The organism is Pseudomonas frederiksbergensis (genome assembly GCF_003732705.1).
GTDB classification, from domain to species: domain Bacteria; phylum Pseudomonadota; class Gammaproteobacteria; order Pseudomonadales; family Pseudomonadaceae; genus Aquipseudomonas; species Aquipseudomonas frederiksbergensis_F.
Window position 1 is genome coordinate 312,088 of sequence record NZ_MOBR01000008.1, and the last position, 25,529, is coordinate 337,616.

Here is a 25,529-nt window from a genome sequence, read left to right on the forward strand (position 1 = left end):
CATTCGCCAAGGGATATTTCCATGTACAACCCCAGCTCGTTTGCCATCAAAGATTTGCCGGACATGCAGCAGCAGATACTCGCCACTCGTCTCGCCATCCTGGTGACCCACGGCGAGCAAGGCCTGCAAGCCAGTCATATTCCGGTGCTGCTGGACGCCGAACAAGGCCCCAATGGCACCCTCTACGGGCACTTCGCCAAGGCCAATCCGCAGTGGCAGGAACTGCAGAACGGTGCCGAGGCGATGGTGATTTTTGCCGGGGCCGACGCCTACGTCAGCCCAGGGTTTTACCCGAGCAAAGCCGAGCACGGCAAAGTCGTGCCGACCTGGAACTACGTGGCCGTACACGCCTACGGTGTGGCAGAAGTGTTCACCGACGCCGATCGCTTGCTGAACCTGGTCAGCGCTCTCACCGATCGACACGAAGCGGGTCGCGCTCAACCATGGAAAGTCGCTGATGCTCCCGTCGACTACATCGACGGTATGCTCAAGGCCATCGTCGGTTTCGCCCTGCCGATCGAGCGCCTGGAAGGCAAACGCAAGTTGAGTCAGAACCGCAGTGCCGCAGACATCGCCGGTGTGCGCGAAGGGTTGGCCGCCAGCCCCGACGCGCAGGACCAGGCCCTCGCCCACTTGATGCGTTAAGGAATGAACATGAGTCAGATCGAGATTCGCCAGGTCACCGCCGACGACCACGCCGCGTGGTTGCTGTTGTGGCAGGCCTACCTGCGCTTCTACAACACCGAACTGCCGGACGCCGTGAGCCAAAGCACCTGGCAGCGCATGCTAGACCCGACCGAACCGACCCACTCCGCCCTCGCCTGGGCCGATGGCAAAGCCGTGGGCATGGTGAACTTCATCTACCACCGCTCGAACTGGAGCGTCGAAAACTCCTGCTATCTGCAAGACTTGATCGTAGCGCCAGAAACCCGTGGCACCGGCGTCGGGCGCAAGCTGATCGAATTCGTCTACGCCACCGCCAAGGCCGACGGTTGCTGCAAGGTTCATTGGCTGACCCACGAAACCAACGCCACCGCGATCCAGCTCTACGAGCGCATCGCCGAACGCCCCGGTTACATCCAGTTTCGCAAAAATATTTAAGGTTCAAGGAGAGCAGCATGACGACTTCACTCGCGGACTGGAAAGGCGCCCCGGCCCCCACGGTTCAACTGATCGAAGGGCGCTTCATTCGCCTGGAAAAACTCGACCCGGCGCGCCACGCCGACGGTTTGTTCAAAGCCCTGCAAGGCCCCGGTGCCGATCCGAAACTCTGGGATTACTTGCCTTACGGTCCGTTCCCGGAGCGCAGCGCCTTTAACGATTGGCTGAACAACCACGCGGCCAATAGCGACCCGTATTTCTTCACCGTGATCGACCGTGCCAGCGGCGATGTGCAGGGCATCCTCAGCCTGATGTCGATCGTTCCGGCCCAAGGTCGTATCGAAATCGGCCACGTGACCTTCGGCGCTGCGATGCAACGCTCACCAAAAAGTACCGAGGCGGTTTACCTGCTGGCCAAAGAGTCGTTCGACCTGGGTTATCGGCGCCTTGAGTGGAAGTGCAACAACGGCAACGCCCGCTCCAAGTATGCGGCCGAGCGGTTGGGGTTCAGTTTTGAGGGCGTGTTCCGCCAGCACATGGTCGTGAAGGGACAGAACCGCGATACGGCGTGGTATTCGATTCTGGATTCGGAATGGCCAGCGGTTGGGGCGGGGTTTGAGCAGTGGCTTTCAGATGAAAACCAGACGGATTCGGGGCAAGTGAAAACCCTGGCCGAGTGCCGCGGGTAATTCTTTAGCGCCTGGACGGGCGCCTTCGCGGGCAAGCCTCGCTCCCACAGGATGATCGTTCCCACGCTCTGCGTGGGAATGCAGCCCGGGACGCTCTGCGTCCCAAAGCGGACGCAGAGCGCCCATTGAGGCGTTCCCACGCAGAGCGTGGGAACGATCTTCTCAGACGAGTTTCTGGGCCAGCACGGCAATATGCTCCGGCCCGATCCCGCAGCACCCGCCCAAATGACTGGCCCCACGCTTCTGCCAATCCGCCGCCCAGTGCAGGTAACCTGGCGGGTCCAGATCCTCGCGCAAAGGGTCCAATCCGTCGTTGGCCGTGGCCTCTTTCGGTTGTGGCGGGAAAGCGTTGGCGTATGCGCCGATGTGAATATTCACACCCAACCGCTCGAAGGTTTCCCGCGCCGCATCAATGGCTGCGCCGATGACTTCCGGCTGGCTGCAGTTGAACAGCAATGTCTCGACACCCAGCTCAGCGGCCACGGCGGCCGCTTCGGCCACCGGCTCGCCGGAACGCAAGCGCGGCACGTCGTCGGTGTCTTCATCCTTCAAGGTAAACGACAACCAGAACGGCTTGCCATCCTTCGGCAGCCCGGCGTGGATCGCCCGCGCCTCGACGATCGAGCTCTGGGTTTCCGCCAGCCACAAGTCAACGTGGGGCGCGAGGCCCTTCACTAACGGTGTCAACAATTCAGTCACGCGATTAGCGTCGAACAGATCCGGACGGTAGGAACCAAACAGCGGTGGCAACGAGCCGGCCACGCGTACCGGTTTGCCTGCCGCGTCCACCGCGCGCCGCGCCAGTTCACCCGCCAACGCAGCCAACGCTTGCCCTTCAGCGGCAAAACGCGCCTCGCCAATATGAAACGGCACCACCGCATAGCTGTTGCTGGTGATGACGTTTGCACCGCTTTCGATATAAGCCGCGTGCACCGCTTCGACCGCTTGCGGTGCTTCGCTCAAGGCCAGCGCCGACCACTCGGGCTGTCTGAACGGCGCCCCACGGCGCTGCAGCTCACGGCCCATGCCGCCATCCAGAATCACTGTGCTTCCTGCGCTCATATGCCATTCACTCATATGCTTATGAAAATAACTCACTACCAGAGTCGTTCTTATAACTATTTAATACGTAACATCTGATTAATAACAACCTCTTTTTTTCAGGGATCGACTGTGAAATTTCAACCGCTATTGGCCTTGGGCCTGACGATTCTGGCTGCCTCCACTCAAGCCTTTGGCGGCGCCACCCTGGATCGCGTCGAGCAAAAGAAAGAATTGGTGGGCGTGTTGATGGAAAGTTATCCACCGTTCTCGTTCCTCAACGACCAGAACCAACTCGACGGCTTCGACGTGGATGTGGCCAAAGCCGTGGCCGAGAAACTCGGCGTGAAACTGCGCCTCGAAACCCCGTCCTGGGACGTGATTGCCGCCGGCCGCTGGAGCGGTCGCTACGACATCTGCATCTGCTCCATGACCCCGAGCAAGGCCCGCGCCGAAGTCTTCGATTTCCCGGTCGAGTACTACGCCTCGCCAGCCGTGATCGTGGTCAACGCCAAGGATGATCGAATCCACAACGCCAAGGACCTGAGCGGCAAGAAAGTCGGCCTGACCAGCGCCTCCAGCTACGAAAGCTACCTGAACAAAAACCTGGTGATCGAAGGCGCCGAGGACACGCAGTTGCAGTACCCGTTCGAGGACGTGCAGATCGCTCCGTATGACACCGACAACGTGGCCTTCCAGGATTTGGGCCTGGGCGCCGGTGTTCGACTGGACGCGATTCTCACCAATCTGGTGACCGCGCAACCGCGCCTGACCCAAGACCAACGCTTCAAACTCGCTGGCGAGGCGCTGTACTCCGAGCCGAATTCGGTGGCCATTGAAAAAGGTGACGCGCAGTGGGACGGCAAAGTGCGTGAAGTCTTCGCGCAGCTGAAACAGGACGGCACGTTGAGCAAGCTCTCGCAAAAATGGATCGGCGCCGATATCAGCAAATGACTTCTTTCCCGACACCTCCTCAGCCGCCGCAGCCGGTGGCTGAGTCGCGACTGCAACGGATCTTCGGTTTCCGCACGCGGCTGTACCTGACCTGGGCGGCGATGCTCGGCTTGTTCGCCAGTTTCTTCTTGAGCTTCGACCTGAAGTTCTCAATCATCCTCGACAAACTGCCGAACCTGGTTGGCCTGCACCTGGCGCCTAACGGCTTCCTGCAAGGTGCGGCGCTGACATTGTTTCTCTGCGCCTGCTCAATCGTCGCCTCATCAATGCTGGGCTTCATCACAGCCCTGGGGCGGCTATCGAAAAGCGCCGTGGCGTTCGGCATTGCGAGTTTCTACGCGTCGTTCTTTCGCGGCACACCGCTGCTGATCCAGATCCTGCTCATTTACCTCGGCCTGCCGCAACTGGGCATCGTGCCCGGCGCCATCGCCGCCGGCATCATCGCCCTGTCGCTGAACTACGGCGCCTACCTCAGCGAAATCTTCCGCGCCGGCATCCTCGGCGTCCCCCACGGCCAACGGGAAGCCTCCCTGGCTCTGGGCATGCGCGAAACCGTGATCTTCTGGCGCGTCACCCTGCCCCAGGCCATGCGCACCATCATCCCGCCAACCACCAACCAATTCATCTCCATGCTCAAGGACTCGTCGTTGATTTCGGTGATGGGAGTGTGGGAGGTGATGTTTTTGGCGCAGTCGTATGGGCGGTCGAGTTATCGCTACATCGAAATGCTGACGACCGCGGCGGTGATTTATTGGGTGATGTCGATTGGGCTGGAGCTGATACAGGCGCGGATGGAGCGGCACTACGGCAAAGCCTATGTGAGCCGTAGTTAACAAAACCGTAGCCTTCAAATACACGCAAATCCTGTGGCGAGGGCGCTTGCTCCCGTTGGGGGCGAAGCGGCCCCAGAATCAAAAGTTCGCAGCCTTCGGCAACGACTTGTTGCCGACTTAGCTGAAATCACGCCGAATCCGCACCACGCCCATCTTCAAGCCAAACGGTTTGAACACAGAATTGAGCGATTTCAACGTTTGATTCCCTTCTCCATGCTCGATATGCACGAGTGTGCGCACAGAAATTTTGCACATCTTCGCGAACTGGGTTTGGTGCAGGCCAGTGACCTCAACCCGTAATCGACGGACTGCTTCGCCTATTTCTAGAGTGCCTTGGGCAAGCCCATCTTGAATGCCTTCGATCAACAGAGCACGGGCATCAATGGTAATGGTCATCTCAGCCCCCATACCTTCAAGCGTTGCTCAAGATTCCTCAACGCAACCCCAGGGTGATTCATAGTGGCCTCAGGAAGACCGCTGGCGGTGAGAATGTCCGGCAAAGCCAACAAGCGATCAGCATCCGCTCGCAGATCTTCAAATAGCGATTCAGGATCTCCGATATCCCCCAATGCATTGCATACCTCGCGCCATTTCACCTCGCCCGCCACCTCCAAGTCTTTGGGCCATTTAGTGGTGCGCGTGACACCCTCATCGTCCATTACCATTGGAGCCAAATCGTAGATCGGAGCCAGACGAAAAGACTCTGTGCCGCGAATAATAGAAGTGTTGCGGCCATGGTTATCGGAGTTGCCCAGAATTTTGTTGAGCAAATCACGACGCAGATAATCCGACACCAGAGCAGACACCTGATCGACCTGCCCGGCTTGTTTCCACAACCGGGCGAGCAGCCGGATCACCTCAAGGTGGTTCATGTAACTGCCTGGGACTGTCACACCAGCCAGCGAATAAATTGATTCAACCGCTAATCTCTCAACACCTTGTTCTGTTACTTCTCGGTCGAAGCGCTTCATCCAAAGACTGGGTTTGGTTGCCTCCTCAAGCGCAAGCCCATCCTTCGCAATCGTCTCGATCCCCAGAACGTGCAACGCCTTGTAGTAGTGAAATTCGCTTTTGAGAATGATCTGATCAGTCTGGGCGGCTCTGTTCCGAGCAAATTTCACAAACCAATGCTGCGCCACTTGATCGTCGCTCAGTACAGCATCCGGATACAGCAGACCGTCCCGCCCTTGCGACATCAAAAGTTTAGGGGCTTCACCACCTGCCCCTGTGGCACCACCAATCGCTGCGCCCTGCTCATAGGCGTACTCCAAAAAAGTATTGTCTCGAGCGATGACTTCTTTTCGGAGAAAACCGATGGCGGGCCTGTCGTCTGCAACTTCAGCCGACTCCTTGATACGCATGTGGCCGATAGGTGCGGGCGTGCTCCGCCCCAGCAAAAATAAATCAGCGCTGATGCCATCAGGCTTTTCCAGGCCAACGCGCGCCATAAGAAAGCGTTTAGCAGCGCCGGCTGGGGCGATGTCGAGTAAAAAAGCCGGCGCTTTTTTCAGCGACGTGTTATCCCAATCCAAAGGCAATCTGGCGCTGACAGCTTTGGAAAATGGCGATTCGATGTACTCAAGGTTGTTAGCCACATAGTCTTTTTTGTAACCAAATCGACAGGGCCCTTCGAAGCCTTTTTCGGGCTCGGTAAAAACCAGAGTCATCGCATCTAACCAGTTACCAGATGTGTAGACCTGCAGCGTCAATGTGTACATAGCTCACCTGCAATTTGATGCGTGCCATCGTAAGAAAACGATCCGACTCATGCAATATAGTGCATCTACTAGCCAATCATTGGCCTAATTTACGCATTAAAATGCATTCGAAAACCGAATCGGACGAAATTTACGCATTAAATTGCAGAAATCCATAATCCTCCAGACATCATTCTGTAAAAACCCTCCGCTATACAAGACGGCTCGCTTATAACAAAAAGGCTGTCTACCCCATGCCCTTCTCGCCCCAGCGTCTCGCCCTGACCATCGCCCTGCTGATCAGCGCCACCACCACCCAAGCTAAAAACGTGCAGATCGACACCGCCACTACCGCTGCGCAAACCCTCGGTGGCAATGACACGCTGACGATTTCCGCGCCCGGCAGCATCACCAACAGCGGCAAGGCCGTGACCCTGAAAGACAAGACCAGTGGCGTCGGCGTGGTGGTCGATAACGCGGGCAAGATCGTGTCTACCGGTGGCCGGGCGATCGACAGCAGTGGCGACCTGACCCAGGCGCGCAACTACAGCATTTATAACCGCAGCGGCGGGCAGATTCTGGGGTTCAACGACGCGTTGCGCATCGACAGCAACTTCGCGAGCGGCAGTCTGTTGATCGATAACAGCGGGATCATTCGCTCAACGACCGGCCAGGGGCTGGACCTGGATGCGTTGCGCAGCGACAACGTCAAAACCACGATCATCAACCGCGCGGGCGGGCTGATTCGTAGGGACGCCAGCGACGGGATGAAGACCGGGGCCAACGCGACGATCACCAACTATGGCGAGATCTCCACGGGCGACTCGCACAACGTCGACGAGAAGTTCGACGGCATCGACATCGATACAGCGACCGGCGTGACGGTGACCAACTACGGGACCATTTCCGGCGGCCGCCACGGCATCACCACCGACCTCGGCGCCACGCTGGTCAACTACGGGCAGATCACCGGGCGCAACGGTTCGGGTTTCGGTTCCGACGGCGACGGCACGGTGATCAACCACGGCACGATTACCGGCGCCTACTCAGGGCTGCAACCCAACGGCGACGGCGATGGCGTGGACATCGACAACATCGCCCACATCGAAAACTACGGCACCATCCAGGGCGTCGGCGCGGGCGGCGTGGACAAGGGCGGTTTCGCCAACGGCAGTGAAGGCATCGCACTGGGCGGCGGGTATGTGTTGAACGCCAAAGGTGCGCTGATCAGCGGCGCCAACAGCGCGATCCTGGTGGACGATGGCAGCGGCGGTTCGGGGGCGGCGGCAACCACGCTGGAAAACTTCGGCACCATTCAGGGTCTCGACGGTTTTGGCGTGAAGTTCGTCGGCGAGTTTGCCGACAGCGTGATCAACGGCGGCACCATCAGCGGCAGCAACGGCCTGGCACTGGACCTGGGCGGTGGCAACGACAGCCTGACGTTGCGTAATGGCAGCCGCTTCGTCGGTGTGGTCGATGGCGGCAGCGGTTATGACCGGGTGGTGATGGACGACGTGACGGGCGGCAGTTTCGGCGCCAGTCGTAATTTCGAATGGCTGGAGGTCAAGCAAGGGGCCTGGACCCTGACCGGCAACGGTGATTTCAGCGACGGCGGCGCCGTGCGCAATGGTGCGACGCTGATCAACCAGGGCGGGATTGCCGGTTTGCTGACCGTGGATCAGGGCGGCGTGTATGCCGGTGGTGGTTCGGTGGGCAATTTGCTGGTCAACGGTACATTGCAGACCAACACCCAACTCGGTACCGCGACTGTCGTTCACGATTTGACCTTTGGCAGCGGCGGCACCCTGGCCTATGGCGTGAATGCCGACGGCACCAGCGCCCCGGTGAAGATCGGCGGCACCGCCAATCTGAACGGCGCAACTCTGGCGGTGAACCCCGGCAGCGGCACCTATCCGTGGCAAAGCCATTACACCGTGTTGCAAGCTGCGAGCGTCAACGGCACGTTTGGCAAGGTCACCAGCGATTACGCGTTTCTCACGCCGACCCTTGCGTACACCCCGACTCAGGTCGATCTGACCTACACCCGCAACGACATCGCCTTCAACCAATTCGCGGCCACCGCCAACGGCAACAACGCCGCCAACAGCCTGGCCTCGATAGGTAAAAACAACACGCTCTACAACGCGCTGCTCAACACCACCAACGCCACGGCTGGCGCAGCCATCGAGCAATTGGCCGGCGCGAGCAACGCCAACCTGACCAGCGCCACCCTCGGCGCCAGCAGCCAGATTGGCGCCAGCATGCTCTCGGCGATGCAGCAAATGGGCGGCGGTTCAGGCTTGCTGGTGGGCCTCGATTCCCGGGACACACCGGTGCTCGCCTCCACCGGCGTTCCATCCGAAGCCCGCAACCTGAACGACCCGAATGCCCAAGGCCGACTCTGGCTGCAAGCCATCGGCGGCTACGGCAAGCTCGACGGCGAACACGGCAACAGCGGTCTGGAACAACGCACCAAGGGCAGCGTGCTCGGCGCCGATTGGGCGCTCAATTCGCAATGGCGACTGGGCGTGCTCGGTGGTTATTCGAAAACTGATCTGGATGCCACCGGCGTCGATGGCAATGTCGAGAGTTGGCACACCGGGGTCTATGCCCTGCGCCAAAGCGGCCCGTTTGCGCTACGTCTCGGCGCGGCCTACAGCGGCCACCAAGGGGAAAGCAAACGCACCGTCGCGTTCAACGGTTTCAGCGATCGACCAAAAGGCGATTACGACGCCGACAGCCAACAAGCCTTCGTTGAACTGGGTTACGCGATGGGTCGCGGCCGCCTCAGCGTTGAACCCTTCGCCAACCTTGGCTACCAGCGCTATCACCGCGACAGCTACAAAGAGAAAGGTGGCGCCGCCGCGTTACAGGTCGAGGAGCAAACCCAGGACAACTTCAGCAGCACCTTCGGCGTACGCCTGGCGCACCTGAGCACCCTGGACAACGGCATGAGCCTGACGCCACGCATGACGGCTGGCTGGAAGCATACCTATGGCGATGTCAGTAGCTCGACTCGCCAGGCCTTCGTGGTCGGCGGCACGGCGTTCAATGTCGATGGCAGTTCGCTGGATCGTGACAGCCTGGTGCTTGAGGCCGGGTTGGATCTGGGGATTTCGGCGCGGCATTCCGTGGGCGTTGGCTATAGCGGCGAGATCGGGAGCAGCAGCCGTAATCATGGGTTGATTGGGCAGTGGCAGATGAGTTTTTGATATTTTGCCAATGGAAGCTTCCGGGATTGTTGTAGGGAAATACGCCTTGTAATCGGATGAAATCGCTCGCGGTCGACGCTCGATGTTGATTCGGCTACAAGCGATGTCTCTGTACCCTTCACAACGCCCGGAAATGCCCGGCATCCTGAAACCGCATCGAATTTTACAGTTTGGCCTCACCCCCACTGAGGCTGAACCCCATGCCCGATCAACACAAATTCCGCCCACAGCACCTCGCGCTGGCCATCGCACTGGCGTTGGGATGTGGCGAGTTTTCAAACGCTCAAGAGCTGTCTATTCCTACCGAATCATCTGCCCCCGTCGATGCGAAGGTAGTACCGAGGGTCGAGTCAAAACGCGATCCGCTGGCTGTTCTCCAAGCCTTCACTAACGCTGCCAGCACTGTCAGAAAAGAGATCAACTCACCTGAGAGTGTTGTAAAAGGAACAGACGTCAACGACCTGATCATCTTGAAGAACGGCGGCAGCTTCAAAGGTCGGGCTGATGGCGGCGGTGGTATGAATGTCCTGCAACTTGATGCCTCTGACGGTGGCGAGCTGGGCGACACACGAAACTTCACTGGCCTGTTCAGCTCTCAGGGCTCGTGGACGTTGAACAGCAAGAGTGATTTCAAGGACGGCGTGGCAGTGCTCAATGACGGCGTCCTGACCAACAACGGGAAGATCCTGGGTCGCGCGATTGCAGCCGGACAGCTTTTCAACAAAGGCGACATCAAGGGGCAAGTGGACGTCGAAGAAAGCGGTACTTTCGCAGGTAATGGCACCGTCGGCAGCCTGAGAGTACATGGTCTGGTCAACGTCAACAGAATGCACGGCGCCCCAAGGGTCAAAGGGGATTTGAGTCTTTCCAAGACCGGTATATTGGCCTACGAGGTCAATCCCGAAGGCGGTGGGGAAACGATCAAAGTCGACGGCACTGCCAGGCTGGGTGACTCCACCCTGAAAATTGTCTCGATGCCGGGTGAATATCCGCTGAGCAGTCGCTACACCATCATCGAGGCGAAAGAAAAAGTCGAAGGCAAATTCGACAAAGTCCTCAATGACCTCGCGTTTATGGCGCCGAGCCTTAGGTACAACACTAAAAGCGTCGGCATGACTTACGCTCGTAACGAAGTACCTATCGAGAGTCTTGCTACTTCCGACAACGGACGGGAGTTCGCCAAAAATATCACCGAGCCACAACACATCACCGAAGCTCCATTACTCTCCGACAGCACTGCCGTCGCGGAAGTGACGCTACCCTTTATCGCGGACACTCCAGCTCCAACTCCAGCTCCGGAACCATTCGCCGTCGCTGAATCTTCTGGCGCGGCGCAACAAGCATCCGTTGTCACCGACTCTTCCGGCGCCGCGCAACAAGCACTCGTCCTCACTGAGTCTTCCGGCGCTGCGCAACCAGCAGTCGCTATCACCGATTCTTCCGGCGCCGCGCAACAAGCACTCGTCCTCACTGAGTCTTCCGGCGCTGCGCAACCAGCAGTCGCTATCACCGATTCTTCCGGTGCTGCGCAACAGCCATTCACCCTCTCTGGCTCTTCCGGCGTTGTGCAACAAGTCGCTGTCACTGACTCTTCCGGCGCTACGCAACAAATATCCACTGTCACCGAGTCTTCCGGCGCAGCGCAACAAACAGCCGCTGCCACCGATTCTTCCGGCGCAGCGCAACAAACAGCCGCTGTCACCGACTCTTCTGGTGCTGCGCAACAACCTGCCACCGTCGCCGACTCTTCCAGCACGGCGCAACAACCTGCCGCCATCGCCGACTCTTCCAGCACGGCGCAACAACCTGCCACCGTCGCCGACTCTTCCAGCACGGCGCAACAACCTGCCACCGTCGCCGACTCTTCCAGCACGGCGCAACAACCTGCCACCGTCGCCGACTCTTCCAGCACGGCGCAACAACCTGCCGCCACGACGAATGCCGCCGTTGCAGCCCTGCTCGCCGCTGATAAAGAAACAGCCTCCTACGCCCTCGAACAACTCGCCGGTTCCGGCAACGCAAATCTCGCCAAAGCAACCTTGAGCAGTGTCGATCCGGTCAACGGCAGCATGCTGTCGGCCATGCGTCAGTTGGGCACCAACAACTTACGCGAGCGAAACAATGCACCACGTCTGGCGGCGGGCAGCGAAGACAATGGCAGGGTCTGGCTGCAAGCACTTGGCCACGGCGGAAAACTCGATCGCGATATTGAGCCCCTGCAACACTCGACCAAAGGCCTGTTACTGGGAGCGGATTGGAGCGTCGATGAGGATTGGCGCCTGGGGGTGATGGGCGGTAGATCTCGAACTGAGCTGGATAGCCGCGCGCTCGATGGCAATATTGACAGTTGGCACCTGGGCGCTTACGCGTTGCGTCAAAACGGTCCAATGTCACTTCGTCTGGGTGCGTCCTACAGCAACCACGACGGCAGCACCGCACGCCGGGTAGCGTTCACAGGTTTCAGCGATCGCCCCAAAGGCAGTTACGACGCCAGCACTCAACAAGCCTTCGCCGAAGTGGGTTACAACCTGGGCCGCGCCAATGTCAGCATTGAGCCGTTCGCCAGCCTCGGTTACCAACGCTATCAACGCGACGGCTACACCGAAAAAGGTGGGGCCGCGTCGCTGAAGGTTCATGAGCAAACTCAAAGCAACATGAACAGCACGGTTGGCCTACGCCTGGCGAAGACCGACACCCTGGATAACGGCATGCGCCTGACACCGCGATTCAGTGCAGGCTGGAAACACACGTACGGCGATACCTACACCTCAACGCGCCAACGACTGGTCACGGGTGGCAGCAACTACACCGTTTACGGTGTGGAGCTGGATCGCAATAGCCTGCTGGTGGATGCCGGCCTGGATCTTGGGGTTTCGGCTAACCACAGCGTGGGCGTGGGCCTGACCGGTGAGGTCGGCAGTGACAGCCGCAATCACGGCGTGATGGGCCAGTGGCGCATGGCGTTCTGATCAACGACTGACACACCTCGGAACCTGTGGGAGCGGGCTTGCTCGCGAAAGCAGTTTGTCAGCCAACATGGATGTCAACTGACACGGCCCCTTCGCGAGCAAGCCCGCACATTTGGCCTGTGGAATCTCAGACAAAAAAAGGGGAGCACATGCCCCCCCGAGGTTTAAAGCGGTGTATCGAGGCTGTTAATTCAGCCTTCGATCTCGATCAGGATTTCGCCCGGATTCACCCGGTCGCCCTTGGCCACGTGGATGGCGGTGACTTTGCCGGCGATGGCGGCCTGGACTTCGGTTTCCATCTTCATCGCTTCGGTGATCAGCACGGACTGGCCTGCCTTTACGGTGTCACCTTCCTTGACCAGCACATCGACGATGTTGCCGGGCATGGTGGTGCTGACGTGGCCCGGGGCCGTGGCTTGCTTGCGTTTGCTGCTGCCGCCGCTGACGAATTCGTTGAGCGGTTCGAACACCACTTCTTCCGGCATGCCATCGATGGACAGGTAGAAGTGACGCTTGCCTTCGGCTTTCACGCCAACACCGGTGATGTCGACGCGATAAGTTTCACCGTGGACATCGATGACGAACTCGGTCGGCACGCCTTCGCCACTGGCCGAGGTCACGCCGCCGGCTTCAGGAATCGGCAGCAGCACTTCAGGCGTCAAGGTGCCGGCATTGCGTTCTTCGAGGAACTTGCGGCCGATGTCCGGGAACATGGCGTAGGTCAGCACGTCTTCTTCAGATTTGGCCACGGCGCCGATTTCGCCACGCAGCTTGGTCATTTCCGGCTTCAGCAAATCGGCCGGACGATGGTCGATCACCTCTTCGCTGCCGATGGCCTGGCGACGCAGCTTTTCGTTCACCGTGCCCGGCGCCTTGCCGTAGCCGCCTTGCAGGTAGAGCTTCACTTCGTTGGTGATGGTCTTGTAACGCTCGCCAGCCAGCACGTTGAAGAACGCCTGGGTGCCGACGATTTGTGAGGTCGGGGTCACCAGCGGCGGGAAGCCGAGGTCTTCACGAACACGCGGGATTTCGGCCAGCACTTCGCTCATGCGGTTGAGTGCGCCCTGCTCTTTCAACTGGTTGGCCAGGTTGGAGATCATCCCGCCCGGCACCTGGTTGACTTGCACGCGGGTGTCGACGGCGGTGAACTCGCTTTCGAACTGGTGGTACTTCTTGCGCACGGCGTAGAAGTACAGGCCGATCTCTTGCAGCAGTTCCAGATTCAGACCGGTGTCGAACTCGCTGCCTTTCAGGGCGGCGACCATCGATTCAGTGCCCGGATGGCTGGTGCCCCAAGCGAAGCTGGAGATCGCGGTGTCGATGTGGTCGGCGCCGTTTTCGATGGCCTTGAGTTGGCACATCGCAGCCAGGCCAGCGGTATCGTGGGAATGGATGAACACCGGCAGCGATTGCTCGGATTTCAATGCCTTGACCAGCTCGCCGGTGGCGTACGGGGTCAGCAGGCCTGCCATGTCCTTGATCGCCACCGAGTCGCAACCCATGGCTTCCATTTGCTTGGCTTGCGCCACAAACGCCTCGATGGTGTGCACCGGGCTGGTGGTGTAGGCGATGGTGCCCTGGGCGTGTTTTCCCGCCGCTTTCACGGCTTCGATGGCCACACGCAGGTTACGCACATCGTTCATGGCGTCGAAGATGCGGAACACGTCGATGCCGTTGACCGCAGCCTTGGCGACGAAGGCTTTGACCACGTCGTCGCTGTAATGGCGGTAGCCCAACAGGTTCTGGCCACGCAGGAGCATTTGCAGACGCGTGTTAGGCAACGCCGCGCGCAGTTGGCGCAGACGCTCCCACGGGTCTTCTTTCAGAAAACGGACGCAGGCGTCGAAGGTCGCGCCGCCCCAGACTTCCAGCGACCAGTAGCCGACTTTGTCGAGCTTGTCGCAGATCGGCAGCATGTCTTCGGTGCGCATGCGGGTGGCGAGCAGCGATTGGTGGGCGTCGCGCAGGATGGTGTCGGTGACGAAGATTTTCTTGGACATATTAGGATCTCCTCATAGCGGCGAGCTTCAAGCTACAAGCGGCAAGAAAAAGCCAATCTGCTCTTTCTTGCCACTTGCCGCTGACAGCTTGCGGCTGTTTATTCATAAACCCGCATGTGCGGCGATGGCGGCGGCGATGGCCAGGGCCAGCTCTTCGGGTTTGCGCTTGATCGAGTAGTTGGTCAGTTCAGGGTGGGCTTCAACGAAGCTGGTGTTGAACTGGCCGCTACGGAATTCCGGGTTACGCAGGATTTCCTGGTAGTACGCGGCGGTGGTCTTGACCCCTTGCAGACGCATGTCGTCGAGGGCGCGCAAGCCACGGTCCATCGCCTCTTCCCAGGTCAGCGCCCACACCACCAGTTTCAGGCACATGGAGTCGTAGAACGGCGGAATGGTGTAGCCGGTGTAGATCGCCGTGTCGGTACGTACGCCGGGGCCACCGGGTGCGTAATAACGGGTGATCTTGCCGAAGCTCGGCAGGAAATTGTTTTTCGGGTCTTCGGCGTTGATCCGGAATTGCAGCGCGAAACCGCGGTGCTGGATGTCTTCCTGTTTCACCGAAAGCGGCAAGCCGGAGGCGATGCGGATTTGCTCACGCACGATGTCGATGCCGGTGATTTCTTCGGTGATGGTGTGTTCCACCTGCACCCGAGTGTTCATCTCCATGAAGTACACCTCGCCCTCGGCGAGCAGGAACTCCACGGTGCCGGCGTTCTCGTAACCCACGGCTTTAGCTGCACGCACCGACAGGTCGCCGATGTAGGCGCGCTGTTCCGGGGTCAGTTGCGGGCTCGGGGCAATTTCGATGAGTTTCTGGTTACGGCGCTGAATCGAGCAGTCGCGCTCGAACAGGTGCACCACATTGCCAAAGCTGTCGCCGAGAATCTGCGCTTCGATGTGTTTCGGATTGACGATGCATTTTTCCAGGAACACTTCCGCGGAACCAAAAGCCTTGGTCGCTTCGGAAATCACCCGTGGGAACGCTTGTTCGAGTTCTTCGCGGCTGTCGCAGCGACGGATACCACGACCACCACCACCGGAGGTTGCCTTGAGCATGACCGGATAACCGATACGGTCGCCTTCGACCAAGGCTTCGGCGATGTCCGCGACGTTGCCTTCGGTGCCCGGTGTGACCGGCACGCCGGCCTTGATCATGCTGCGGCGGGCTTCAGTCTTATCGCCCATGCGGCGAATGACTTCAGCCGATGGACCAATGAATTTGATGCCACGTTCTGCGCAGATATCGGCCAGTTCAGCGTTTTCCGAGAGGAAGCCGTAGCCGGGATGCAATGCATCACAACCGGTTTCCACGGCCAGATTCACCAGTTTGCGCGCATTCAGGTAACCCGCCAGTGGCTCAGCACCGATGCTGTGGGCCTCGTCCGCGCGCTTCACATGCAAGGCATGGCGGTCGGCGTCGGAATAGATCGCGACCGAGCGAATGCCCATCTCGGCGCAGGCACGCACGATTCGTACGGCAATCTCACCACGGTTGGCGATCAGGATCTTTTTTATCACTTGGAGGTTCCCTTGAGCCGGTGGTACCCACGACCTGTTTAGAGCAGGTCGACGCGTGACCAAATGTTTCTATTTAGTCGCAGCCCCACACTAGCCCCCATGAGGGATTAACAAAAATGATTAATAATTGGGTCAGGCATAAGTAAAGACTTATAGTTGAATCACCAGTCTGCGCCGAGATCACTATAAAAATGCGTAAGTCCTTGATGCGTATGACATTACGTCAATTGCAGATCTTCAATGAAGTCTGCGATCTGAGGTCCTACAGCCGCGCAGCTGAGGAAATGTCTCTCACACAACCTGCCGTGAGCCTACAGATTCGTCAACTCGAGGAGCTGATTGGTCAACCTTTGTTCGATTACGTCGGCAAAAAACTCTACATGACCGAGGCGGCGGAAGCGCTTCAGCGCGCCAGCCGGGACATTTTCGGGCGCCTGGAAAACCTCGACATGCAGTTGTCGGACATGCAGGGATCGTTGCAAGGCCAATTGAAACTGGCGGTGGAATCCAGCGCCAAGTATTTCGTGCCGCATTTGTTTGCCGCGTTCAAGCGCCAGCACCCGGAAGTGAACCTGCACCTGACGGTCGTCAACCGTGGCCAGGTCATCCGGCGCCTGTCGGATAATCGCGATGACTTGGTGATCATGTCGATGGTGCCGCAGGACATGGGCCTGGAATTCCTGCCGTTCCTCAATAACCCGATTGTGGCCGTGGCGCCACCGGATCATCCGCTGTGCCACATGGGGCCGCTGCGCTTGCAGGATCTGGAGCCGTACACGCTGCTGATGCGCGAACCGGGTTCCGGGACGCGAATGGCGTGCGAAGAATATTTCAAAGAGAAGCGCGTGCACTTCACCCAGACCCAAGAGGTCGCGTCGGCAGAAGCCCAGCGTGAGTGTGTGTTGGCAGGTCTGGGCGTGGCGCTGTTGACGCGCCACGCCCTGAACCTTGAGTTGGCGACCGGCGGATTGATCGAGTTGCCGGTCGAGGAGCTGCCGCTGTATCGCAGTTGGTGCCTGGTGCAGGCCAAGGCCAAGCGCCTGTCACCGGTGGCTCACGCATTCCTTGCGTTTATCCGCAGCGAACGGGCGCAGATCAGCGCCCTGGTTGAGCGTTTCGACGGGAAGTTGCGGGAGCCGCCTGCCAGTAATTGAGTTCCAGATCCTCAGGAAAATCACCGATCTCGGCCAGAAGCTGACGGCGTTCGCAGCGATCTTCGATAGCGCGGCGAAATTCCATGCGGCGCTGGTCTTCTTGCTGACGACGGGTTCTGAGGGCGCTGTTGCGTTCTTCGTAGGGCTGGGCCATTGCGAGTCTCCCAAGGCGATTACGGGAGTTACACGATGAACGCGGGGGATGACGGTTTGGCGGCGGGCGGGTTACAGGGATGTGAATCTTGTAGAGGGATGTGGCGTTTATGAAGACGCCTTCGCGGGCAAGCCTCGCTCCTACCTGTATGCGCTATCTGTAGGAGCGAGGCTTGCCCGCGAAGAGGCCCTCAAGACAAACGAGGAATCAATCATCCAGCGCTTTCACCGATTTAGGCGACAGCCGCAAGCTACGCAGGCTGCGCTTGACGCTTTTGAGGTGGTTGACCAGGCTCGGCCCGCGGGCCATGGCCACGCCCATCGCCAACACGTCGATCACCACCAGGTGGGCGATCCGCGAAGTCAGCGGCGTATAGATTTCGGTGTCTTCGTGCACATCGATCGCCAGATTGACGGTCGACAGCTCGGCCAATGGCGTCTGGCTCGGGCACAAGGTAATCAGCGAAGCGCCGCTTTCGCGCACCAGATTCGCGGTGATCAACAAATCCTTGGAACGCCCCGACTGGGAAATGCAGATCGCCACATCAGTCGGCTTCAGGGTCACCGCCGACATCGCCTGCATGTGCGGATCGGAATACGCTGCCGCCGTCAGCAGCAAACGGAAGAATTTGTGCTGGGCATCCGCCGCCACCGCACCCGACGCGCCAAAGCCATAGAACTCGACCCGCTGGGCCTGCGACATCAGCGACACCGCCCGCTGCAACTCCACCGGATCGAGCTTCTCGCGAACCTCCATCAACGTGTGCAGGGTGGTGTCGAAGATTTTCAGGCTGTAGTCAGCGACCGAATCGTCTTCATGAATTGCGAACTGCCCGAAGCTCGCACCGGCCGCCAGGCTCTGCGCCAGCTTCAGCTTCAAATCCTGGAAACCCGAGCAACCGATGGCGCGGCAAAAGCGCACGATGGTCGGCTCGCTGATGCCCACGCTGTGGGCCAGGTCGGCCATGGAACTGTGCATCACCGCCGCAGGGTCAAGCAGCACATGGTCGGCGACCTTGAGCTCCGACTTGCGTAACAGGTGGCGTGACTGGGCGATGTGTTGCAGCAGATTCAAAGGGGTCGACTCTTTGTTATTGGCAGGTGCCGGGGATGTAGCACGCTTGTAGTTATACTACATGGATTGGCTTTTTGCCTGCTCAATGCGTAACTCAATGTCCCCATTCCACGCGTCGTACGCTCCATGTAGCACCTACAGGGGGTTTGCGTCCGCGCGCAGCAGCTCAGCCAGATCAACGGCTTCCACCGGACGACTGATCAGATAGCCCTGCACTTCATCGCAGCGTTCGGCTTGCAAAAACTCCAGTTGCTCGACGCGCTCCACGCCTTCGGCCACGACTTTGAGCGACAAGCCATGGGCCATGGCAATAATCGCCCGGGTGATCGCCGCATCCTCGCCGCCCTCCCCCAAGCCACGGATAAACGCCTGGTCGATCTTCACGTAATCCACCGGGATGCGCTTGAGATAGCTCAGCGACGAATACCCGGTGCCAAAATCATCAATTGCCAGTTTCACCCCCAAATCACGCAACTGCTGGAAGGTCGCGATGATGTGTTCGACGCTGTCCAGCAACTGGCTTTCGGTGAGTTCCAGTTCCAGGTAATGCGGGGCCAGACCGGTTTCTTCCAGTACCTGACGCACCAGGCTGACCAGCTTGCCCTGGCGCAATTGATGCACCGACAAATTGACCGACACCCGGATCGGCGCCAGCCCCTGGCGCTGCCATTCGCAAGCTTGCCAGCAAGCCTGGCGCAATACGAATTCGCCAATCGGGCCGATCAGCCCGGTTTCCTCGGCCAGACCAATGAAATCGCTGGGCGGCACCCGGCCCATGGTCGGGTGATCCCAGCGCACCAGAGCTTCGGCAGCGTTCAAACGGCCGGTGGCGAGACACAGTTTCGGTTGGTAAAACACCTTCAGCTGCTTTTCTTCGATGGCTTTGCGCAGTTGATTTTCGAGCTGCAAACGCTCAAGGGTACTGGCCTGCAGACTGTCGGTGTAGAACTGGAAGTTATTGCCGCCCAAATGCTTGGCGTGCTGCATGGCTATGTTCGACTGGCTGACCAGTGCGGAAATTTCTCGGGCGTTGTCCGGCAACATGCTGATGCCCATCGACGCGCTGACCACCAATTCATGCCCATCGACCGTCACCGGCAGACGCAGCTTGGTCGACAACCGAGTCGCCACCCGCGCCAGGCTCGACAGGTTTCCGTAAGCATCGAACAACACTGCGAACTCATCGCCGGAAAGCCGTGCGATGGTGTCCGCCTCAGGCAGCGCATTGACCAGTCGCCGGGCCATTTTCTGCAATAGCTGGTCAGCGATTTCATGGCCGAGACTGTCATTGAGTAGCTTGAAACGATCCAGATTGATGTGCAGCAGCGCCAAACTGCGCCGACCGCCCTGACGCACCCGTTGATGGGCCTCGCGCAGCCGTTCACGGAACAGCGAGCGGTTGGCCAGGCCGGTGAGTTCATCGTAGTGAGTCAAGTAACGCATGCGCTCTTCGGATTCGCGCCGGGCCGAAAGATCGGCGAAGAAGCCGACAATATGGCTGACCTTTCCGCGACTATCGCGCACCGCGTTCAGTTGCAGCCATTGCGGGTAAAGTTCGCCGTTCTTGCGGGTTTCCACCAGTTCGCCCTGCCAACTGCCGTGCTGCTCAAGGGCCTGATGGATGCTGGTGTAGTGGCGGCGGGCATCGCGGCTGCACGGCAACTCGACGACGTTGCGCCCGAGCATGTCCTCGACGTCGTAACCGGTCACACGGCTGAAGGCCTGATTGACCGCGATCAGCGCGTAATTCGGGTCGAAGATCACAATGCCTTCGCTGGCCGCTTCAAACACCGTCGCCGCCAGTTGCCGCTGCTCTTCCTGGCCTTTGCTCGCGCTGATGTCGCGGCGGGTGCCGACCATGCGAATCACCCGGCCACTGTCACTGCGCTCTACGGCACGGCCCCGGTCTTCGATCCAGACCCAATGGCCATCGCCATGGCGCACGCGGTATTCGATCTGGTAATCCTCGCTGCGCCCCTTCAAATGCTCGATCAGGGCGCGCTTGAGGGGCGGTACGTCGTCGGGATGCAGGCGCGGCCGCAGGTGACTGAGCATGGCGGTCACGTATTCCGGTGCCAGGCCGAACAATTCTTGAATCTGCGTGTGATGGACCTCATCGGTTTGCAGGTTCCAGTCCCACAGCCCCAGTTCGCTGGCCTTCAACGCCAGGGCCAGGCGCGCTTCGCTCTTGCCCAAGGCTTGGGTCGCGGTGATCAGTTCCTGGCTACGCTCGGCCACGCGGTTTTCCAGTTCGACCTGGGCCTCGCGCAATTCCTCTTCGGCACTGCGGCGCTGATCTATTTCCTTGGCCAGTTCGTGATTGAGCTGGTCGCCCTGGGTTTGCGCGTGCTGCAAATGCTCGATCAATGCCTGATTCTGGAAGCGCCGCAACAAGCCGCGATCAATCAGCCGATTGACCTGCCAGGCCACCACGCTCAACGCGCCGAGCAGAATCAGGCCAAACCAGCCCCAGCCCTGTTGCTGTTCATCGCCGCCCCAGAACATATAGGCGATGGCCGGCAGCAGACAGGGCAAGGTAAAGGAGAGAAACGCCGGAAGGCTGACCGCGTAGGCCACGCTGGCCGAGAGGGCCGCGGCGCCGATCAGGCCGAAGACCCAGGCTTGCTGAATAAAGGTGTCAGCGGGCACCAGGGCGATGCCGGCGCCGGCGAGAGTCAGGCCGGTCATGGCCGAGCCCAGCAAGAACATGCGGATCCAGATCGGATGGGCCTGGCGGTTGGGGATCGCCGAATCGAAGGCTGCGACCTGAATCACCCGTAGCGCCACCAGCGACAGCAACCACACCAGCCAGACGCTGACCAGGAAGTAGCGCTGCGGGCTCCAAAGCAAACCGGCGCAGACCAGACCGTTGATCAGCATGAACAGCGTCGGCAACAGCGAGCCCTGGTAAAGCAGGCGCGTGCGTTCGACCGCCATTTCCATGGCGTACTGTTTGCGGATAACCCGGGGCTCCACAGAGGGGCCCGACAGGTCGGAGCTGAGGGTCATAGGCAATTTTCTTGTTCTTATAATGAGCGTGGTGAGCCCGAATTCTGCACGGAGCATACACAAGCAATGGCGATGACCAAACTGCTCCAGATCACAAAGTAGACCAAAGTATCGAGCGCCGGCATCGATATAAAAGCCCTCAAGCGAGCCCCGCCGCCGCTTGCAGCCAGTGACCGACCGGTCGTCCTCCGCTCATCTTCATCGGCTAAATCAAAGCGGGGTTTGCCCGGTGTGGCGCCGCCCCCTAGAATGCCCCGATGCGCGATGATCTCTCCCTTCTGCTGAACTCCCTCAACGATGCCCAACGCCAGGCCGTAGCTGCCTCCGTGGGTCGTCAGTTGGTCCTGGCCGGTGCTGGTTCCGGTAAAACCCGAGTGCTGGTGCACCGTATCGCCTGGTTGATCCAGGTCGAGAACGCTTCGCCCCACTCCATCCTGTCGGTGACGTTCACCAACAAGGCCGCTGCCGAGATGCGTCATCGCATCGAGCAGTTGATGGGCCTGAACCCTGCCGGCATGTGGGTCGGCACCTTCCACGGCCTGGCGCACCGCTTGCTGCGAGCGCACTGGCAAGAAGCCGGGCTGAGCCAGACCTTCCAGATTCTCGACAGCGACGACCAGCAACGACTGGTCAAGCGGGTGATCCGCGAGCTGGGCCTGGACGAGCAACGCTGGCCGGCCCGTCAGGCCCAGTGGTTCATCAACGGGCAGAAAGACGAAGGTCTGCGCCCGCAACATATTCAAGCCAGCGGCGACCTGTTCCTGGCGACCATGCGCAGCATTTATGAAGCCTATGAGGCCGCCTGCCTGCGTGCTGGCGTCATCGACTTCTCCGAACTGCTGCTGCGCGCCCTCGACCTGTGGCGCGATCACCCGGGTTTGTTGGCGCATTATCAGAAGCGTTTCCGGCACATTCTGGTGGACGAGTTCCAGGACACCAACGCCGTGCAGTACGCCTGGTTGCGCCTATTGGCGAAGGGCGGCGACAGCCTGATGGTGGTCGGCGACGACGACCAATCGATCTATGGCTGGCGCGGGGCGAAAATCGAGAACATCTATCAGTATTCCGACGACTTCCCGGATGCCGAGACCATTCGCCTGGAGCAGAACTACCGCTCCACCGCCGGGATTCTCAAGGCTGCCAACGCCCTGATCGCCAACAACACCGGACGCATGGGCAAAGAGCTGTGGACCGATGGCGGTGAAGGCGAAGCGATCAATCTGTACGCCGCATTCAACGAACACGATGAAGCGCGTTATGTGGTGGAAACCATCGAAAGCGCGCTGAAAACTGGCTTGGCCCGCAGCGATATCGCGATTTTGTACCGCTCCAACGCCCAATCCCGCGTTTTGGAAGAAGCCTTGCTGCGCGAGCGTATTCCGTATCGCATTTACGGCGGTCAGCGCTTCTTCGAGCGGGCGGAAATCAAGAACGCCATGGCTTACCTGCGGTTGCTGGAAGGTCGTGGCAACGATGCTGCACTGGAACGGGTGATCAACGTTCCGGCCCGTGGCATCGGCGAGAAGACTGTCGAAGCGATTCGCGATCACGCCCGTCACAGCGATGTGTCGATGTGGGAAGCCATGCGCCTGCTGGTCGCCAATAAAGGCCTCACCGGTCGCGCTGCCGGTGCCCTCGGGGCGTTTATCGAGCTGATCGAGAACCTCGCTGCCAAGTGCATGGACATGCCGCTGCACTTGATGACCCAGACCGTCATCGAACAGTCGGGGCTGATTGCCTATCACGAAGCGGAAAAAGGCGAGAAAGGCCAGGCCCGGGTAGAAAACCTTGAGGAACTGGTCAGCGCTGCGCGCAACTTCGAAAACGCTGAAGAAGACGAAGACCTGACGCCACTGTCAGCGTTCCTCGGCCACGCATCGCTGGAAGCTGGCGACACCCAGGCCGACGAGCATGAAGACAGTATTCAACTGATGACCCTGCACAGCGCCAAAGGCCTGGAATTCCCTTACGTGTTCCTGGTGGGCATGGAAGAAGGCCTGTTCCCGCACAAGATGAGCCTGGAAGAGCCCGGCCGTCTTGAAGAAGAACGGCGCCTGGCCTACGTCGGCATCACCCGGGCCATGCAAAACCTGGTGATGACCTATGCTGAAACCCGACGCCTGTACGGCAGCGAGACTTACAACAAGGTGTCGCGCTTCGTACGTGAAGTGCCGAAAGGCCTGATCCAGGAAGTGCGGTTGTCCAACAGCGTCAGCCGTCCATTCGGCGGCGGCCAGCAGCAGAGCTCCAGCAGCCTGTTCGGCGGCAGCGAAATCCCGGACACCGGTTTCAGCCTGGGCCAGGCCGTGCGGCATTCGGTGTTTGGTGACGGCGTGATCCTGAACTTCGAAGGCGCCGGGGCTCAGGCACGGGTGCAGGTGAACTTCGGTGAAGGCAGTAAGTGGCTGATGCTTGGCTACGCCAAACTCGAAGCGATCTAAAGCCCAGCGCCGGGCTCTTCTGTGGGAGCGAGCTTGCTCGCGATGAACGATAACGCGGTGTTTCAGATGCACTGCTGCGCGTCCAATCGCGAGCAAGCTCGCTCCCACAGGGGTTCAGTGTTGCGCTGGGGTTGATTTTATAAAGGTGCAAACCATGGGCTCAGGCTTCTTTTCTTCCTGGACATTCTGGGCTCTCTTATCGGCGGCATTCGCCGCCATGACCGCGATCTTCGCCAAGATCGGCATCGAAAACGTCAACTCCGACTTCGCCACCCTGTTGCGCACGATGGTGGTGCTGGTCAGCCTGGCCTTGATTTTGTACGCAACGGGCCAATATCAGTCATTAGGATCGATATCGGCCAAGAGTTACCTGTTTCTGCTGCTATCGGGATTGGCGACTGGCGCGTCATGGATTTGCTACTTTCGTGCGCTGAAACTCGGCCCGGCCTCTCTGGTCGCTCCGGTAGACAAGCTCAGCGTGGTGCTGGTGGCGGTGCTCGGCGTGGTTCTGCTGGGCGAGAGGCTCGACCTGCGCCAATGGGGTGGCATCGGTCTGATAACGGCCGGGGTGGTCATGCTGGCGCTACGACGCTGAGTAAAACTTCCCACCGAGCCTGTCCAGTCTTCCTACAGACCAAAAGTAAAAGGTCTTATTGCCCCCGACTAGCTGAACGCAACCTGTCAGGCAAAAGCCCGAAACACTCTACCGCTAGCCAGTGGCACTTCAGCTGTGCAACATGGCCCGCGTGCAATCCACAAATGGGAATTCCCCTTATGAAACGTTTTCTTAGCATCGCCATGGCGTTGTGCATCGGCCTGACGATGAGCCTCGATGCCAACGCCAAGCGCTTTGGTGGCGGCAAAAGCGCCGGCGCTGCGCCGACCCACCAGACCAGCCAAATGGCGCCTTCTTCTGCCGCGGGCGGCGCTGCTGCCACTGCGGGTGCGGCCGGTGCCGCTGGCGCTGCGGCCAAGGCCGGCGGTGCTTCACGCTGGCTCGGCCCTCTGGCCGGTATCGCAGCCGGCGGCCTGCTCGCCTCCATGTTCATGGGCGGCGGCTTCCAGGGCATGCAGATCTTCGACATCCTGATCATGGCGGTCATCGCCTTCCTGATCTTCCGCTTCATCGCCGCCCGTCGTCGCAAGCAACAGGAGCACCTGGCTCCGGCTGGCGCGCCGATGCAGCGTGAAGTGTTCGAGAACAAGCCTGCCGGCGGTTCGATCTTCGGTGGTTCGGCAGCCCCTGCGGCCGCTCGTCCGGTGATCAACACTCCAGCCTGGTTCAATGAACAGAACTTCATCGAAGCGGCGCGCAACCACTTCCAGTCCCTGCAGCAACACTGGGACGCCAACGAAATGGACAAGATCTCCGAGTTCGTAACCCCACAGATGCTGGAGTTCCTCAAGCGCGAACGTGCCGACCTGGGCGAAGGCTTCCAGTCCACTTACATTGACAACCTCAATGTACAACTGGACGGCGTGGATGATCGCGCGGACAAGACCATCGCCACCCTGACCTTCAGCGGTGTGTCGAAAACCTCGCGTTTCGACCAGGGCGAAGTGTTCAGCGAAAGCTGGAACATGGAACGTCCGCAGGGCGAGAACCAGCCTTGGCTGGTCGCGGGTATCCGCCAGAACGGCTGAACCGACGTGCGTTAAACCTGTCGCAATGCTATCCCTATA

Annotated in this window: 19 protein-coding genes; 11 read left to right on the top strand and 8 right to left on the bottom strand. The window is 59.6% G+C overall.

The genetic code is table 11. The features are described 5' to 3' along the window. Positions 1-21: 21 nt before the first annotated feature. Genes BK667_RS10580 through BK667_RS10590 form a run of 3 tightly spaced genes read left to right on the top strand, consistent with a single transcriptional unit; the run spans position 22 to position 1,790 of the window. A complete protein-coding gene (locus BK667_RS10580; RefSeq protein WP_123597547.1) occupies positions 22-645 on the top strand; it encodes an FMN-binding negative transcriptional regulator in 624 nt (207 codons plus the stop codon). Between the two features lie 9 nt (positions 646-654). Beyond that, a complete protein-coding gene (locus tag BK667_RS10585; RefSeq protein ID WP_123597548.1) occupies positions 655-1,101 on the top strand; it encodes a GNAT family N-acetyltransferase in 447 nt (148 codons plus the stop codon). A gap of 17 nt (positions 1,102-1,118) precedes the next feature. Then, positions 1,119-1,790, top strand: coding sequence for a GNAT family N-acetyltransferase (locus BK667_RS10590; protein ID WP_123597549.1), 672 nt, complete (start codon positions 1,119-1,121; stop codon positions 1,788-1,790). Between the two features lie 162 nt (positions 1,791-1,952). Here the strand turns inward: BK667_RS10590 and BK667_RS10595 are convergent, their stop codons facing one another. Beyond that, positions 1,953-2,852: a homocysteine S-methyltransferase family protein gene (locus tag BK667_RS10595; RefSeq protein WP_123597550.1), complete on the bottom strand. Its 900-nt coding sequence runs from the start codon at positions 2,850-2,852 to the stop codon at positions 1,953-1,955. Between the two features lie 111 nt (positions 2,853-2,963). Here BK667_RS10595 and BK667_RS10600 point away from each other — a divergent pair, with 111 nt between their 5' ends. Beyond that, positions 2,964-3,785: an ABC transporter substrate-binding protein gene (locus BK667_RS10600; RefSeq protein WP_123515633.1), complete on the top strand. Its 822-nt coding sequence runs from the start codon at positions 2,964-2,966 to the stop codon at positions 3,783-3,785. Further along, positions 3,782-4,618 carry an amino acid ABC transporter permease gene (locus tag BK667_RS10605; RefSeq protein ID WP_123597551.1) on the top strand — a complete coding sequence of 279 codons (837 nt, stop codon included), beginning with the start codon at positions 3,782-3,784 and terminating at the stop codon, positions 4,616-4,618. The genes BK667_RS10600 and BK667_RS10605 overlap by 4 nt, the downstream gene beginning before the upstream one ends. 117 nt (positions 4,619-4,735) lie before the next feature. On the opposite strand, the gene BK667_RS10610 is transcribed toward BK667_RS10605, so the two are convergent. Further along, positions 4,736-5,014, bottom strand: coding sequence for a helix-turn-helix domain-containing protein (locus BK667_RS10610; RefSeq protein ID WP_123597552.1), 279 nt, complete (start codon positions 5,012-5,014; stop codon positions 4,736-4,738). After that, a complete protein-coding gene (locus tag BK667_RS10615; RefSeq protein ID WP_123597553.1) occupies positions 5,011-6,336 on the bottom strand; it encodes a HipA domain-containing protein in 1,326 nt (441 codons plus the stop codon). Before BK667_RS10615 ends, BK667_RS10610 begins: the two co-directional genes overlap by 4 nt. A 233-nt stretch (positions 6,337-6,569) precedes the next feature. Between BK667_RS10615 and BK667_RS10620 the strand changes: the two genes are divergently transcribed. Both BK667_RS10620 and BK667_RS10625 read left to right on the top strand, forming a co-directional pair. Further along, entirely contained in the window at positions 6,570-9,527 is a 2,958-nt protein-coding gene (locus tag BK667_RS10620) for an autotransporter outer membrane beta-barrel domain-containing protein (protein WP_123597554.1), read from the top strand. Between the two features lie 200 nt (positions 9,528-9,727). Further along, positions 9,728-12,496 carry an autotransporter outer membrane beta-barrel domain-containing protein gene (locus BK667_RS10625; protein ID WP_259697996.1) on the top strand — a complete coding sequence of 923 codons (2,769 nt, stop codon included), beginning with the start codon at positions 9,728-9,730 and terminating at the stop codon, positions 12,494-12,496. Positions 12,497-12,687: 191 nt separating this feature from the next. Here BK667_RS10625 and oadA read toward each other — a convergent pair whose 3' ends face one another. Both oadA and BK667_RS10635 read right to left on the bottom strand, forming a co-directional pair. Then, positions 12,688-14,496 carry a sodium-extruding oxaloacetate decarboxylase subunit alpha gene (gene oadA / locus BK667_RS10630; protein ID WP_123597555.1) on the bottom strand — a complete coding sequence of 603 codons (1,809 nt, stop codon included), beginning with the start codon at positions 14,494-14,496 and terminating at the stop codon, positions 12,688-12,690. Between the two features lie 102 nt (positions 14,497-14,598). Then, complete coding sequence (locus BK667_RS10635; RefSeq protein ID WP_123515623.1) at positions 14,599-16,014, bottom strand: acetyl-CoA carboxylase biotin carboxylase subunit; 1,416 nt, start codon at positions 16,012-16,014, stop codon at positions 14,599-14,601. Positions 16,015-16,220: 206 nt separating this feature from the next. On the opposite strand from BK667_RS10635, the gene BK667_RS10640 reads away from it, so the two are divergent. Then, entirely contained in the window at positions 16,221-17,168 is a 948-nt protein-coding gene (locus BK667_RS10640) for a LysR family transcriptional regulator (protein WP_185058196.1), read from the top strand. Here the strand turns inward: BK667_RS10640 and BK667_RS10645 are convergent. From BK667_RS10645 to BK667_RS10655, 3 genes are all read right to left on the bottom strand, one after another. Further along, positions 17,110-17,322 (bottom strand): PA3496 family putative envelope integrity protein, encoded by a 213-nt coding sequence (locus BK667_RS10645; protein ID WP_123515619.1) that lies wholly within the window; start codon positions 17,320-17,322, stop codon positions 17,110-17,112. The genes BK667_RS10640 and BK667_RS10645 overlap by 59 nt on opposite strands. A 207-nt stretch (positions 17,323-17,529) precedes the next feature. Then, positions 17,530-18,396 carry a transcriptional regulator HexR gene (gene hexR / locus BK667_RS10650; RefSeq protein ID WP_008027445.1) on the bottom strand — a complete coding sequence of 289 codons (867 nt, stop codon included), beginning with the start codon at positions 18,394-18,396 and terminating at the stop codon, positions 17,530-17,532. Between the two features lie 135 nt (positions 18,397-18,531). Further along, complete coding sequence (locus BK667_RS10655) at positions 18,532-21,405, bottom strand: EAL domain-containing protein (protein ID WP_123597556.1); 2,874 nt, start codon at positions 21,403-21,405, stop codon at positions 18,532-18,534. Positions 21,406-21,662: 257 nt separating this feature from the next. On the opposite strand from BK667_RS10655, the gene uvrD reads away from it, so the two are divergent. From uvrD to BK667_RS10670, 3 genes are all read left to right on the top strand, one after another. Then, positions 21,663-23,846: a DNA helicase II gene (uvrD, locus tag BK667_RS10660; protein ID WP_054048276.1), complete on the top strand. Its 2,184-nt coding sequence runs from the start codon at positions 21,663-21,665 to the stop codon at positions 23,844-23,846. Between the two features lie 154 nt (positions 23,847-24,000). Beyond that, the gene (locus tag BK667_RS10665) at positions 24,001-24,441 is read left to right on the top strand and encodes an EamA family transporter (protein WP_123515615.1); all 441 of its coding nucleotides are present in this window, start codon (positions 24,001-24,003) and stop codon (positions 24,439-24,441) included. Between the two features lie 179 nt (positions 24,442-24,620). After that, positions 24,621-25,490, top strand: a complete 870-nt coding sequence (locus BK667_RS10670; RefSeq protein WP_123597557.1) for a Tim44 domain-containing protein — start codon at positions 24,621-24,623, stop codon at positions 25,488-25,490. Positions 25,491-25,529 lie beyond the last annotated feature (39 nt).